Annotated in this window: 11 protein-coding genes; 2 read left to right on the plus strand and 9 right to left on the minus strand. The window is 73.9% G+C overall.

The window, feature by feature from the left end; translation table 11 throughout:
* Window positions 1-73: 73 nt before the first annotated feature.
* Window positions 74-1,084 carry a transcription termination factor NusA gene (nusA, locus tag OG556_RS11330; protein ID WP_371516980.1) on the minus strand — a complete coding sequence of 337 codons (1,011 nt, stop codon included), beginning with the start codon at window positions 1,082-1,084 and terminating at the stop codon, window positions 74-76.
* A 57-nt stretch (window positions 1,085-1,141) separates the two neighbouring features.
* On the minus strand, window positions 1,142-1,696 hold the full coding sequence (rimP, locus tag OG556_RS11335) for a ribosome maturation factor RimP (protein WP_350885651.1): 555 nt from the start codon (window positions 1,694-1,696) through the stop codon (window positions 1,142-1,144).
* A 305-nt stretch (window positions 1,697-2,001) separates the two neighbouring features.
* Here rimP and OG556_RS11340 point away from each other — a divergent pair, with 305 nt between their 5' ends.
* Window positions 2,002-3,117, plus strand: coding sequence for a DUF4439 domain-containing protein (locus OG556_RS11340; protein ID WP_371516981.1), 1,116 nt, complete (start codon window positions 2,002-2,004; stop codon window positions 3,115-3,117).
* A gap of 87 nt (window positions 3,118-3,204) precedes the next feature.
* Window positions 3,205-4,128 carry an aminoglycoside phosphotransferase family protein gene (locus OG556_RS11345; RefSeq protein ID WP_363624957.1) on the plus strand — a complete coding sequence of 308 codons (924 nt, stop codon included), beginning with the start codon at window positions 3,205-3,207 and terminating at the stop codon, window positions 4,126-4,128.
* A gap of 26 nt (window positions 4,129-4,154) precedes the next feature.
* Here the strand turns inward: OG556_RS11345 and OG556_RS11350 are convergent, their stop codons facing one another.
* The 7 genes from OG556_RS11350 to OG556_RS11380 form a co-directional block, all read right to left on the minus strand.
* Complete coding sequence (locus OG556_RS11350) at window positions 4,155-4,706, minus strand: GNAT family N-acetyltransferase (RefSeq protein WP_063347629.1); 552 nt, start codon at window positions 4,704-4,706, stop codon at window positions 4,155-4,157.
* Window positions 4,707-4,776: 70 nt separating this feature from the next.
* On the minus strand, window positions 4,777-5,652 hold the full coding sequence (locus OG556_RS11355; protein WP_350885688.1) for a GNAT family N-acetyltransferase: 876 nt from the start codon (window positions 5,650-5,652) through the stop codon (window positions 4,777-4,779).
* A gap of 157 nt (window positions 5,653-5,809) precedes the next feature.
* Window positions 5,810-6,970, minus strand: coding sequence for a flavodoxin-dependent (E)-4-hydroxy-3-methylbut-2-enyl-diphosphate synthase (gene ispG, locus OG556_RS11360; protein ID WP_063347631.1), 1,161 nt, complete (start codon window positions 6,968-6,970; stop codon window positions 5,810-5,812).
* 143 nt (window positions 6,971-7,113) lie between these two features.
* Window positions 7,114-8,418: an RIP metalloprotease gene (locus tag OG556_RS11365; RefSeq protein ID WP_107452864.1), complete on the minus strand. Its 1,305-nt coding sequence runs from the start codon at window positions 8,416-8,418 to the stop codon at window positions 7,114-7,116.
* A gap of 118 nt (window positions 8,419-8,536) precedes the next feature.
* A complete protein-coding gene (gene dxr / locus OG556_RS11370; RefSeq protein WP_371516982.1) occupies window positions 8,537-9,766 on the minus strand; it encodes a 1-deoxy-D-xylulose-5-phosphate reductoisomerase in 1,230 nt (409 codons plus the stop codon).
* A gap of 199 nt (window positions 9,767-9,965) precedes the next feature.
* Window positions 9,966-11,408, minus strand: coding sequence for an aldehyde dehydrogenase family protein (locus OG556_RS11375; RefSeq protein WP_371516983.1), 1,443 nt, complete (start codon window positions 11,406-11,408; stop codon window positions 9,966-9,968).
* A 197-nt stretch (window positions 11,409-11,605) separates the two neighbouring features.
* Entirely contained in the window at window positions 11,606-13,171 is a 1,566-nt protein-coding gene (locus OG556_RS11380; RefSeq protein WP_363586511.1) for a PucR family transcriptional regulator, read from the minus strand.
* Window positions 13,172-13,193 lie beyond the last annotated feature (22 nt).

A 13,193-nucleotide genomic window follows, 5' to 3' on the forward strand; every position in this document is an offset into this window, starting at 1 on the left:
TGGCGCCGCCCCGCCGATCCCGGGCGGAACGGCGGGGGGCTTTGACGGGGCGAACGGCCGGTCAGCGCCGCGCTCAGCGGTCGGTGTCCCGACCGCCGTCCTCGGGCTGGCCCTCGGTGTCCGGCCGGATGTCGATCCGCCAGCCGGTGAGGCGGGCGGCGAGGCGGGCGTTCTGCCCCTCCTTGCCGATCGCCAGCGACAGCTGGTAGTCCGGCACGATCACCCGGGCGGAGCGCTGGGCCAGGTCGACGATCTCCACGCTGGTCACCCGTGCGGGGGACAGCGCCGCGGCGACCATCTCCCGGGGGTCCTCCGACCAGTCGACGATGTCGATCTTCTCGCCGTGCAGCTCGCCCATCACCGCGCGCACCCGGCTGCCCATCGGGCCGATGCAGGCGCCCTTGGCGTTCAGCCCGGCCCGGCGCGACCAGACCGCGATCTTGGTGCGGTGGCCGGCCTCACGGGCGATCGCGGCGATCTCGACGCTGCCGTCCGCGATCTCCGGGACCTCCAGCGCGAACAGCTTCTTCACCAGGCTCGGGTGCGTCCGCGACAGCGTCACCGAGGCCCCGCGCACACCGCGGCGCACCGCCACGACGTAGCACTTCAGCCGGGTGCCGTGCCGGTAGTCCTCGCCCGGGACCTGCTCCTGCGGCGGCAGGATGGCCTCCAGCTTGCCGATGTCGACCAGCACGTTCTTCGGGTCGTTGCCCTGCTGGACGACACCGGTGACGATGTCGCCCTCCTTGCCCGCGTACTCGCCGAAGGTCTGGTCGTCGGCGGCGTCGCGCAGGCGCTGCATCATCACCTGGATGCCGATGCTGGACGCGATCCGGCCGAAGCCGTTCGGGGTGTCGTCGAACTCCTTGGGCTCGGCGCCCTCGTCCAGCTCGGCCGGGTCCTCCGTCGCCCACACGGTGACGTGGCCGGACTTGCGGTCCAGGTGCACCCGGGCGCGGCGGCGCGAGCCCTCGGTGCGGTGGTACGCGGTGAGGAGGGCGGACTCGATGGACTCGACCAGCAGGTCGAAGGGGATGTTCTTCTCGTTGACCAGCGTGCGCAGGGCACTCATGTCGATGTCCACGGCTACGCCTCCTCGTCTTTTTTCGTCACGTTCGTCATGGTCCGGGCGGTGCGCAGGTCACAGCGCACCGTCGTCCCCCTCCTCGGAGGCGTCGTCGTCCGCGTAGTCCGCGGCCTCGTCGAGGAGCTTGTCGTCCTTGCGGTTGAACTCGACCTGCACGCGCGCCCGATCCACCTCGGCGTACGCCAGCCGGCGCTCCTTCGGACGGCCACGGCCCTTCACCGGCTGCACCTCGACCAGCGCGCCGTCCTCGTCCGCCTCCAGCACCCGGGCGACGATCTCCCCGCCGTCGACCAGGTGGATCTTGGCCAGTCGGCCCTCCGCGCGACGCCAGTGCCGGGGCAGGTCCAGCGAACGCTCGGCGCCCGGCGAACCGACCTCCAGCAGGTAGGGCTCGTCGCCCATCAGGTCCGACTCGTCCAGAGCCTCACCGACCACCCGGCTGAACTCGGCGATGGCGTCCATGTCCACGCCGCCGTCGGTGTCGACGTCGATCTGCACCTGGCGGCGGCTGCCGGCCTTGGTGACCTTGACGTCCTCCAGGTCCAGACCGGCCTGCACGGCCAGCGGCTCCAGCAACGCGCGCAGCCGGTCGGTGTGGGTGGTGCTCATCCGGGTGGACTCCTCGGCCGCGTCTGCTGTTGTCAGAAGGTCGCTCCGCACCCTCCGGCGCCGGTCCGGCGCACACCGGGTCACGGCAGCTCGGCCCAAAGCCTAGCCGGTGAAGCCGCGAACCACCGATTCCGGACCACCCCCGACCGGGCGCACGCCACCCACTGCGAGCAAGCTCACACCCGCTCCCGGGGCGTCCCTGGATCCGAATCCCCGCCCGGAATCGTGGGGATTCTGTAATCATTCACGCCTACGAAGGGCAGGCGGGGAGGCCGCCCTCCCGCACACGCCCCGGAGTGACACCCATGCAGCCGCCCAGCCGACGGACGTACCTGGCTCTCGGGCTGCTCGCCCTCACCGCACTCACCGCCTGCACCGGCTCCCACGGCGGCGACGGTGCGCCCGGCAACCGCGGCCCGCTGCCGAACCCGGACGAACCGGTCATCCTGCGCTCGATCGCCGCCACCGACACCCTGCTGGCCGGCTACGACGCGCTGCTCGCCGGCCCGGGCGGCGCCCAGGCCGCCGTGCTGCAGCCGCTCCGGGCCGAGGTGGCCCAGCACCGCGCCGCCCTCGCCTACGGGCTGCCGGCCGCCTCCGTCCCCCCGGCATCCCCGGCCACGCCCTCCACCACGCCCCCGGCCGGCCCGGGCGGGACACCGAGCGCGCCGCCGAGCGGCACAGCGACCGGGGCGCCGAGCGGAACGCCGGTCGGCACCCCCGCCGCGCTCGCCGCACTCGAACGGCAGACCGCCCAGGCCCGCCTCGCCGACCTGGCCGCGGCCCGGCCGCCGCTGGCCCGGCTGCTCGCCTCGGTCGCCGCCTCCGACGTGCTGCACGCCGTCGCCCTCGGCGACACCACCCCGCTGGTCGCCCCGCCCCCGGCCGCCGCCACCCCCACCGAGGCGCCGACCGCGCCCCCGAGCGACCAGCCCACCGCGTCCCCCTCAGCAGCCCCGTCGGCCGACCCCGCCGCCGCAGCAGCGGTGACCGCCCTCCAGGGCGCCCTCGGCGCCGAACACGCCGCCGTCTACGGCTACGGCGTGGTCGGCGCCCGGCTCCCCGAGGACCAGCAGCGCACCGACGCCCGCACCGCCTACGCCGCCCACGAGGCCCGGCGGGACGCCTGGCAGCGGCTGATCGGCTCCCTCGGCGCCGCCCCGGCCGCCGCGGCCGCCGGCTACCAGCTCCCGTTCGCCGTCACCGACACGGCCGGCGCCACCAAGCTCGCCGCCCACCTCGAAACCCGGCTCACCGCCGTCTACGCCGACCTGGTCGCCGCCGTCCCCGGCCCCCAACGGGGCACCGCCGCCGACGCCCTGCGCGACAGCGCCCTGCGCGCCCACCGCTGGGGCGCGGCCGACCCCGCCTTCCCCGGCATCCCCGAGCCCCTCCCCACCCCCACGGCCACCACTCCCTAGGGCCCGCGGCGCTGACCTGCGGTTTCCCGTTCATGGCCGACAATGGACGGGTAACACCAACGGGGGAGCGTCAACCGGAAGGTCGGCATGTCGGGAGCAGCACCGCAGATCACCGTCCCCGCCTGGCTGGCGCGCGGCGTCGCGGCGAGCGAGGGCGAACCGGGCCGGCAGTGGCTGGCCGGGCTGCCCGCGCGGGTGGCCGCCCACCTGGCGCGCTGGGACCTCACCCTGGAGCGGGTGCTCGACCCCGGCGGCAGCCTGAGCCTGGTCGCCTACGTCCACCGCGACGACCTCTCCCCCGCCGTCCTCAAGACCGGCCTGCGGACCCCCGAGACCGCGCTGGAGCACGCGGCGCTCGCCCACTGGGCCGGGCGCGGGGCCGTCCTGCTGCTGGACGCCGACCCCGCCGAGGGCGTCCAGCTGCTGGAGCGGCTGCACGGGGACATCCCGCTGCGCTCGCTCGCCGAGGCGAAGGCGATGCTGGAGGCGACCAGCCTGCTGCACCGGCTCTGGAGCACCCTGCCCGAGGACCACCCGTTCCCGACCCTCGCGGCCCGGACCGCCGACACGGCGGAACGGCTGCGCGGGCACCGCGCCCTGCCCGGCGCCGCCGAGGCCGAGCCGCTGATCGCCGAGGCGCTGGACACCGCCGACGGCCTGGCCGGCTCCGCCGCCGAGACCTTCCTGCTCCACGGGGACTTCCACCACGGCAACGTGCTCGCCGCCGACCGGGCGCCCTGGCTGGCGATCGACCCGCGCCCGCTGGCCGGCGAGCGCGCCTTCGACCTGGCCCGGCTGGCGCTGGACCGGGCCGACACCCTGGTCGGCTCCCCCGGCGTGGCCGCGGCCGTCCGCCGCCGGCTGCACCAGCTCGCGGACGCGCTGGAGGTGGACCGGGAACGGCTGCGCGGCTGGACGCTGTTCCGGGCCGTCGACCTCGCCCTGCGGGCCCTGGCGGCCGGCCGCCGGGAGGACGCCGAGCTCTACCTGGAGTTCGCCGGAGCGCTGTAGGGCGAGCCCCACGAGCCCTACGAGACCTACGCCTCGCCCGGCCCGCGCAGCGGAAGCCGGGCCCCCATCACCGCGTACAGCCGGTCCGTAGCGGGGAAGCGCACCGCACGGGCGAGGTCCTGGTAGCCGAGCGCCCGGTAGAGCCGCCGGGCAGGGGTCTCCGCGTCGATCGCGGAGAGGATGCTGCGCTCCAGCCCGGAACGCTCGCAGAGGGTGCGGATCAGCCGGGAGCCGACGCCCTGGCCCTGGTACTCGGGCAGCACGTGCAGCTCGGTGACGGCGAACACGTCGTCCAGCCAGGCGTCGTGGCCGCGCGCGTCCAGGTAGGGCTCGATCACCGTGCTCCACCAGTGGTCGCGCTGGTTGGGCATCCCGTAGCCGAAGCCGACCAGCCGGCCGCCGCTCATCGCGCCGAGCGCGATCACCCCGGGCTGGTGCGCGTGCCGGCCGACGATGTGCAGCCGGACGGCGACCTCCTCGGCCGTCAGGCCGAACGCCACCGCCTGGACCTCCAGCGCCTGCGGCGCCCAGGCCGCAAGGTCGATGGCCTCGATCGTCACCCCGGTCAGCTGATCCATGCCTCGGACGTTACTACCCGTGGGCCGCCGGCGCGGGCGAAGATCGGAACAGAACTCCCGGGGAGCGGACTCAGAACAGCACGCTCATGAACGCGCCGACCTCACGGAAGCCGACCCGCCGGTAGGCGGCCCGGGCCCGCAGGTTGAAGTCGTTGACGTAGAGCGAGACCACCGGGGCGATCTCGCGCAGCGCGAGGTCGAGGACGGCGGCCATCCCGGTCTCGGAGAGGCCCCGGCCCCGGTACCCGGGGGCGACCCAGACGCCCTGGACCTGGCAGGCGCCCTCGGTGACGGCGCCGATCTCGGCCTTGAAGACGACCTCGCCGTCCTCGGTGAAACGCGCGAACGACCGCCCTGCGGAGACGAGTTCGGCGACCCGGGCCTGGTAGAGCAGGCCGCCGTCGCCGGCCAGCGGGGAGACCCCGACCTCCTCGGTGAACATCGCCACGCAGGCGGGCATCAGCGCGTCGATCTCCTCCCGCCGCACCCGCCGCACCAGCGGGTCCGGCGCGATCTCGGCGGAGGGCACGGCGGTGGCCAACAGCGGCTGGTGGGCGCGGACTTCGCGGGCCGGGCCCCAACTGCGTTCCAGCAGCGCCCAGAAGGCGGCGGTGGCCCCGGCCGGGCCGACGATCGAGGAGCAGCGGCGGCCCTGCCGGCGGGCCCGCTCGGCGAAGGCGGCGACGGCCTCCGGCCCGGCGTCGACCAGGACGAGGTTGGCCCCGGCGTAGCAGAGCGCGGCGAGGGCGCCGTCCCCGTCGTACCAGCCCCACATCTCGCCGCCGAGCCGCCAGGGGTCCAGGCCGACGGCCTCGACCCGGGTGGCGACGAAGGAGTTGGCGACCGGGTCGCGGTGGAGGATCTCCAAGGCGTCCGCGAGGTCGGGGGGCTCCAACACGCGGGTGGTGGCCAGGGCGCGGGCGGCCTGGAACGAGCCGGGGAGCATCACACCTCGATCGAGCATCGAGACAGCACCTCACTGAGACGAATCTGGCCGCACCCTACTCCGTGGCCCCACCCGGCTACGGCCGCGGGGCCGTCCGCGAACGGACGGCCCCGCTTCCGGAAGACTGCGCGCGGCGCACCGCGCGGACCCTGCGTGGTCAGTCGGCCGCGACGACGGTCGGCGTACCGGCCTCGACGCCCGCCTCCTGCATCTGCTCGGCGAGCTTGAGCGCCTCCTCGATCAGGGTCTCGACGATCTTCGACTCGGGGACGGTCTTGATGACCTCGCCCTTGACGAAGATCTGGCCCTTGCCGTTGCCGGAGGCGACGCCGAGGTCGGCCTCGCGGGCCTCGCCCGGGCCGTTCACGACGCAGCCCATGACGGCGACGCGCAGCGGCACCTCCATGCCCTCCAGGCCGGCGGTGACCTCCTCGGCCAGCTTGTAGACGTCGACCTGGGCGCGGCCGCAGGACGGGCAGGAGACGATCTCCAGGCCGCGCTGGCGCAGGCCGAGCGACTCCAGGATCTGGTTGCCGACCTTGATCTCCTCGGCCGGCGGGGCCGAGAGGGAGACCCGGATGGTGTCGCCGATGCCCTCGGCGAGCAGCGCGCCGAAGGCCACCGCGGACTTGATGGTGCCCTGGAAGGCCGGGCCGGCCTCGGTGACGCCGAGGTGCAGCGGGTAGTCGCAGGCGGCGGCCAGCTGGCGGTAGGCGTTGATCATCACGACCGGGTCGTTGTGCTTGACCGAGATCTTGATGTCGCGGAAGTCGTGCTCCTCGAACAGCGAGCACTCCCAGAGCGCGGACTCGACCAGCGCCTCGGGGGTGGCACGGCCGTACTTCTCCAGCAGGCGCTTGTCGAGCGAGCCGGCGTTGACGCCGATCCGGATCGGCACGCCGGCGCCCCGGGCGGCCTTGGCGATCTCGCCGACCTTGTCGTCGAAGGCCTTGATGTTGCCCGGGTTGACGCGGACCGCGGCGCAGCCGGCGTCGATCGCGGCGAAGACGTACTTCGGCTGGAAGTGGATGTCGGCGATCACCGGGATGTGGGACTTCTTGGCGATGATCGGCAGCGCGTCGGCGTCGTCCTGGGTGGGGACGGCGACCCGGACGATCTGGCACCCGGACGCGGTGAGCTCAGCGATCTGCTGCAGCGTGGCGTTGATGTCCGCGGTCACGGTGGTGGTCATCGACTGCACCGAGACGGGAGCGTCACCGCCGACCGGTACGTTGCCGACCATGATCTGCCGGGATACACGGCGCTTGGCGAGCGGCTTGAGCGGCAGGGACGGAATACCGAGCGAGATCGCGGTCATGTGCGCAGGGTTCCCCGGGGTTGAGGTGTGGTCGACCGCCCGGCCAGTGGGACGGCCGAGGCCGGGCGCGCCTCGATCGCGCACCCGGCCTCAACGGTACGGCACGGCGCCGGACCCCAGCACACCCGCCGTACCCGAACGCTCTAGCTGATCTTCACCGGGTTCACCAGGTCGGCGACCATCACCAGCAGGGTGAAACCGATGAAGACGCTGGCCACGACGTACGCCACCGGCATCAGCTTGGCGACGTCGAAGGGCCCGGGATCGGGCCGCTTGAACAGCTGAGCGAATCGGCGGCGGACCGATTCCCACACCGCGCCCGCGATGTGGCCGCCGTCCAGCGGGAGCAGCGGCAGCATGTTGAACAGGAAGAGCGAGAGGTTGATCCCGGCCAGCAGGTTGACGAACATCGCCACCCGCTGGCTGGCGGGCAGGTCCATGCTCACCAGTTCACCGCTGACCCGGGCGGCGCCGACCATGCCGATCGGCGAGTCCGGGTCACGCGGGGAGTCCCCGACGACGGCGTTCCACAGACCGGGGATCTTGCCGGGCAGCGCGGCCAGCGACTTCACCCCGTTCTCGGCCATGCCGACCATCCGGTCCAGGGACTGCCCGAAGCTCTGCTGGACGACCCCCTGCTTGGGGGTGAAGCCGAGGAAGCCGGCCTGCACGGTCTGGCCCTTGAGCGGCACGCCGTTGCCGTCGTACTTCTGCACGTCGTTGACGGCGATGACGGGCTTGAGGACGAGCTGCTGCCCGCCCCGGTCGACCAGGATCTCGACCTGCTGGCCGGCCGACTTCCGGATGTCCGCCTGGAGCTGGTCGTAGTCGCGGATCCGGTCCCCGCCGAAGGAGAGGACCTTGTCCCCCTGCCGCAGCCCGACCTCGTTGGCGGGGGTCTTGGGCGCGTCCGCGGGGCACACGTCGGTCGGCGAACCGGCCTTGACCACGCACTGGGCGACCGAGCCGATGGTCGGCACCGCCGTCGAGACGCCGAAGCCCATCATGACCGTCAGGAACAGCCCGAAGGCCAGGACCAGGTTCATGAACGGCCCGGCGAACATGACGATGACGCGCTTCCACGGCTTGCGGGTGTAGAACAGCCGGTGCTCGTCGCCCTCCTGGAGCTCCTCGTAGGAGGCCTCCCGGGCGTCCTCGATCATGGTGCGCCAGGGGGAACTGCTGCGCTTGGTGATCCGGCCGTCCGCACCCGGCGGGAACATCCCGATCATCCGGATGTAGCCGCCCAGCGGGATCGCCTTGAAGCCGTACTCGGTCTCGCCCTTCTTCCGCGACCAGACGGTCGGGCCGAAGCCGACCATGTACTGCGGCACCCGGATGCCGAACAGCTTGGCCGTCGAGAGGTGGCCGAGCTCGTGCCAGGCGATCGAGACGAGCAACCCGACCGCGAAGACCAGGATGCCGACCACCGTCAAAACCATTGCCACCGCTGGCCCTCCGTCATGCCGCTCCGCTCGTCGTCTTGTCTTACCGCAGTCACGCCCGGCCGGACACCCGGTACGGGTACACCCGGCCGGAAACGGCCCACGCCGTCAACCCGCCGCGTCAGCCCGCCGCCAGCTCGCGGGCCCGGGCGCGGGCCCAGTCCTCCGCGTGCAGGACGTCCTCGACCGTCAGGGAAGTTCCCGGCACGGGCGTGCCGTGCTCGGCGACGACCTTGGCAACAGTGTCCACGATTCCCGTGAAAGCGAGGCGCCCCTTCAGGAACGCCTCCACGCACTCCTCGTTGGCCGCGTTGAAGACCGCCGGCGCGGTACCGCCCAGGGTGCCCACCTCGCGGGCCAGCTCCACCGCCGGGAAGGCCTCGTCGTCCAGCGGGAAGAACTCCCAGGTCGCGGCCTTGGTCCAGTCGCAGCCGGGGGCGGCGTCCGGCACCCGCTCCGGCCAGCCCAGACCCAGCGCGATCGGCATCCGCATGTCCGGCGGGCTGGCCTGCGCCAGCGTCGAACCGTCGGTGAACTCCACCATCGAGTGCACCACCGACTGCGGATGGACCACGACCTCGATCCGGCCGAAGGGCACGTCGTACAGCAGGTGCGCCTCGATCACCTCCAGGCCCTTGTTCACCAGGGTCGCCGAGTTGATCGTGACCACCGGGCCCATCGCCCAGGTCGGGTGCGCCAGCGCGTCCTGCGGCGTCACCCCGGCCAGCTGCTCACGCGTCCGGTTGCGGAACGGACCGCCGCTGGCCGTCACCACCAGCTTGCGGACCTCGGCCCGGGTGCCGCCCGCCAGCGCCTGGAACAGCGCCGCGTGCTCGGAGTCCACCGGCACGATCTGCCCCGGCCGCGCCACCGCCTTCACCAGCGGGCCGCCGACGATCAGCGACTCCTTGTTGGCCAGCACCAGCACCCGGCCCGCCCTCAGCGCGGCCAGCGTCGGCCGCAGCCCGATCGACCCGGTGATGCCGTTCAGCACCGAGTGGCACTCCATCGCGGCCAGCTCGGTCGCCGCGTCCGGCCCCGCCAGCACCGCCGGCAGCGCCGCGCCCGCCGCCTTCGCCGCCAGCGCCGCGCGCAGCGCCGGCTCGGCCGCCGGGTCCGCCACCGCCACCGTGTGCACGCCCAGCCGCAGCGCCTGCTCGGCGAGCAGCTCCACCCGGCCGCCGGCCGCCGACAGGGCGACCACCCGGAACCGGTCCGGGTTGCGGAGCACCACGTCGATGGCCTGGGTGCCGATCGACCCGGTCGAACCGAGGATCACCAGCTCCCGGGGGCCGGAAGGGTCCTGCACGGTGGGCGTGAACCGCAGCTGCGGGTGGGCGAGCGAAGTCATGCGCCCATTGTGTCCTGCCCGGGGCCCTGCGCAGGACGCCTCCCGACAGGTCGCGGGCGGACGCGACGGCCGAGGAGGCCGTCTCCGTCGCGGGCGGACACGACGGCCGACGCGGGCCGACCCGACGGCCGAGCCGACCGGGCCCCGGAACGGGCGAAGGGCCCGGTCACCGGACCGGGCCCTTCGCTCACGGGTTCGCTCAGAGGTCGAGGCCGCTGAGGACCAGGACCTTCTCGACCGTGTAGTCGTCCATCGCGTACCGGACGCCCTCACGGCCGACGCCGGAGTCCTTGACGCCGCCGTACGGCATCTGGTCGGCGCGGTAGGACGGCGCGTCGCCGATGATCACACCGCCGACCTCCAACTCCCGGTGGGCGCGGAAGGCGGTCTGCAGGTCGTGCGTGAACACGCCCGCCTGAAGGCCGAACGCCGAGTCGTTGACGGCCGCGAAGGCCTCGTCCACGCCGTCCACCCGGTGCAGCGACAGGACCGGGCCGAACACCTCGGCCTTGGCCAGGATCGCGTCCGCGGGCAGCTCGGCCAGCACGGTCGGCGCGTAGGTCGCACCCTCGCGGCCCCCGCCGACGAGCACCTTGGCGCCCTTGGCGACCGCGTCGTCCACCCAGGACTCCACCCGCTTCGCGGCGTTCTCGTCCACCAGCGGGCCGACGTCCGTCGCGTCGTCGTTCGGGTCACCGGTGACCTGGGCCTTGACCTTGGCCACGACCTTCTCCACCAGCGCGTCGTACACCGACGCGTCGGCGATCACCCGCTGCACCGAGATGCAGGACTGGCCGCCCTGGTAGTTGGCGAACATCGCGATCCGGGTGGCCGCCCAGTCCAGGTCGGCCTCCGAGGACCAGTCGGCGAGCACCACGGCCGCGGCGTTGCCGCCCAGCTCCAGGGTGCAGTGCTTGCGCGGCACCGAGTCCATGATCTGGTAGCCGACCTTGTCCGAACCGGTGAACGAGATCACCGGCAGGCGCTCGTCCTGCACCAGCGCCGGCATCCGGTCGTTCGGCACCGTCAGGATGCTCCACGAACCGGCCGGCAGGTCGGTCTCGGCCAGGATCTCGCCCAGCACCATCGCCGACAGCGGCGTCGCCGGGGCCGGCTTCAGGATGATCGGGGCACCGACCGCGATCGCCGGGGCGACCTTGTGGGCGACCAGGTTCAGCGGGAAGTTGAACGGGGCGATCCCCAGCACCACACCGCGCGGGAAGCGGCGCACCACCGCGAAACGGCCCACGCCGCCCGGGTCGGTGTCCAGCCGCATCGTCTCGCCGTTGGTCCGGCGGGCCTCCTCGGCCGCCCAGCGGAAGACCGACACCGCGCGGCCGACCTCACCACGGGCCCACTTGATCGGCTTGCCGTTCTCCGCGGTGATGAGCTGGGCGAGCTCCTCGGTGCGCTCGGTCAGGCGCTTGGCCACGTGGTCCAGCGCGGCCGAGCGGACGTGCGCCGGGGTGGCGGCGAACACCGGCAGCGCGGCGACGGCGGCGTCCAGCGCCTCCTCGACCTGGGCCTCGGTCGGGATGCTCACCTTGCCGACCAGACGGCCGTCCCAGCTGTTGTGCACCTCGAAGTCGGCGTCGCCGCTCGCCCGTCGGCCGGCCAGCCAGAAATCGTACGTGGTGGTCACCGTGATACCGGCCCTCTCCTCGTCGTCAGCGGGCCCACGGGTGTGGGACCCGAATCCGAGGGTAGGTGGGGCGGCGCACCGACCGGATTGGCCGACTCGGAGCGTTCGCCCCCGACGCTGCTCCATCCCGTCCAGAGCCTCCCGGGCCGGGCCGCGCCGGGGCACAGCCCGGGCGGCCCGGTACGGCTCGGTGCGGCCTACTCCTCGCCGGAGCGCAGCGCCAGCCACAGCTCCATCCGCACGTCGGTGTCGTCCAGCGAACGCCCCAGCAGCTCCTCGACCCGCCGCATCCGGTAGCGCAGCGTGTGCCGGTGCACCCCGAGATCGGCCGCCGCCGCGTCCCACTGCCCGTGCCGGGACAGCCACGCCCGCAGCGAGGCCACCAGATCGCCGCGGGCCGTCCGGTCGTGCTCGCGCAGCGGCCGCAGCAGCCCCTCGGCGAACGCCGTCACCGCGTCCTCGCCGAGCAGCGGCAGCAGCGACCCCGCGCCGACCTCCTCGTGGTCCACCGACCGCCGGCCACCGCGCAGCGCCACCGCCAGCGCCCGCTCGGCCTGCGCGTGCGCCGTCCCCGCGTCCTCCAGCGCGGCCGGCGCCGACACGCCCAGCGACAGGCCCTCGTGCTCCTCCACCGCGCCCAGACAGGCCCGGTGCACCGCCCCGTTGTCCAGCGCCAGCACCATCAGCCGCGCCCCGTGCGCGCCGTCCTCCCGCGCCACCAGCAGCTTCTCGCCCACCCGGGCACCCGCCTGCTCGGCCCGGTCCCCCAGCTCCCCGAGCGCCTCCGCGGCCTCCGCGTTCGGCCCGGCCCCGGCCACCAGAACCCGTATCGTCCCCTCCGGCATACCGCCGAACAGCCCCACCGCCACCTGGCGGGCCGTCGCCACCTCGCCCGCCAGCACCATCCGCAGCAGCGCCGCGCCCATCCGCTCCTCGGCCTGGCGCAGCTCGCGCGAGCGCTCCAGCGTCAGGGTCAGCAGCGCCACCGCCGCGTTCAGCACGTACCGCTCGGTCGGGGTGATCCGGTCCTCGGTGCCCACCGCCAGGAAGCCCCGGGCCCGCCGGTCCGCCCCCAGCGACTGGACCACCACGTAGTCCTCGTCCGCCGTGTCGATCCCCGGCGCCCGCCCCTGCAACGCGGCGCTCGACGGCGCCGGACGCCGGCGCAGCCGGTCCACCTCCGCCGCCAGCCGCCCCGCCCGGCGCGCCGCCCAGTCCGGCGCCACCACCGACAGCGCCCCCGACCCGTCGTACAGCGCCGCCCAGCCGCCCAGCCGGGCCGCCAGCCGGCGCACCACAGCCGTCGTGCCGTCCTTGCCCAGCGCGGCCCGGGTCAGCTCCTCCTGCGCCTCGAAGGAGGTCGTCACCGCCTCGTACTGCTCCGCGGCCAGCGCCGCGGACACCACCTTGCTGATCGCGATGAACGGCGTCGGCTCCGGCACCCGCAGCAGCGGCAGCCCCCGCTGCGCGGCCGCGTCCACCAGCGGCTGCGGCACCTCCGTGTGCGACAGCCCCACCCCCAGGCCCAGCCCCACCACCCCGGCATCGGCCAGCCGGTGCACGTACGCCTGCAACTGGGCCGCCGTACGGCCCAGCTTGATCCCGGTGGTGAGCAGCAGCTCGCCACCCTCCAGGAACGGCGTCGGGTCGTCCAGCTCGCTGGTGTGCACCCAGCGGACCGGCCGCTCCAAGTGGTCCGCGCCGGCGAGGACCGTCAGATGGAGCGAACTGTTGCGGACAACGGAGGCGAGTGTGGGGGGCATGGCACCTTCGGGGGATCGACCT

Source organism: Kitasatospora sp. NBC_01300, from assembly GCF_041435235.1.
Lineage (GTDB): Bacteria > Actinomycetota > Actinomycetes > Streptomycetales > Streptomycetaceae > Kitasatospora.

Coding starts and splice junctions, on each gene's coding strand:
- rimP (WP_350885651.1), bottom strand. CDS start 1,696: ATGAGCACCACCCACACCGACCGGCTGCGCGCGTTGCTGGAGCCGCTG.
- OG556_RS11340 (WP_371516981.1), top strand. CDS start 2,002: ATGCAGCCGCCCAGCCGACGGACGTACCTGGCTCTCGGGCTGCTCGCC.
- OG556_RS11345 (WP_363624957.1), top strand. CDS start 3,205: ATGTCGGGAGCAGCACCGCAGATCACCGTCCCCGCCTGGCTGGCGCGC.
- OG556_RS11350 (WP_063347629.1), bottom strand. CDS start 4,706: ATGGATCAGCTGACCGGGGTGACGATCGAGGCCATCGACCTTGCGGCC.
- OG556_RS11355 (WP_350885688.1), bottom strand. CDS start 5,652: ATGCTCCCCGGCTCGTTCCAGGCCGCCCGCGCCCTGGCCACCACCCGC.
- ispG (WP_063347631.1), bottom strand. CDS start 6,970: ATGACCGCGATCTCGCTCGGTATTCCGTCCCTGCCGCTCAAGCCGCTC.
- dxr (WP_371516982.1), bottom strand. CDS start 9,766: ATGACTTCGCTCGCCCACCCGCAGCTGCGGTTCACGCCCACCGTGCAG.
- OG556_RS11380 (WP_363586511.1), bottom strand. CDS start 13,171: ATGCCCCCCACACTCGCCTCCGTTGTCCGCAACAGTTCGCTCCATCTG.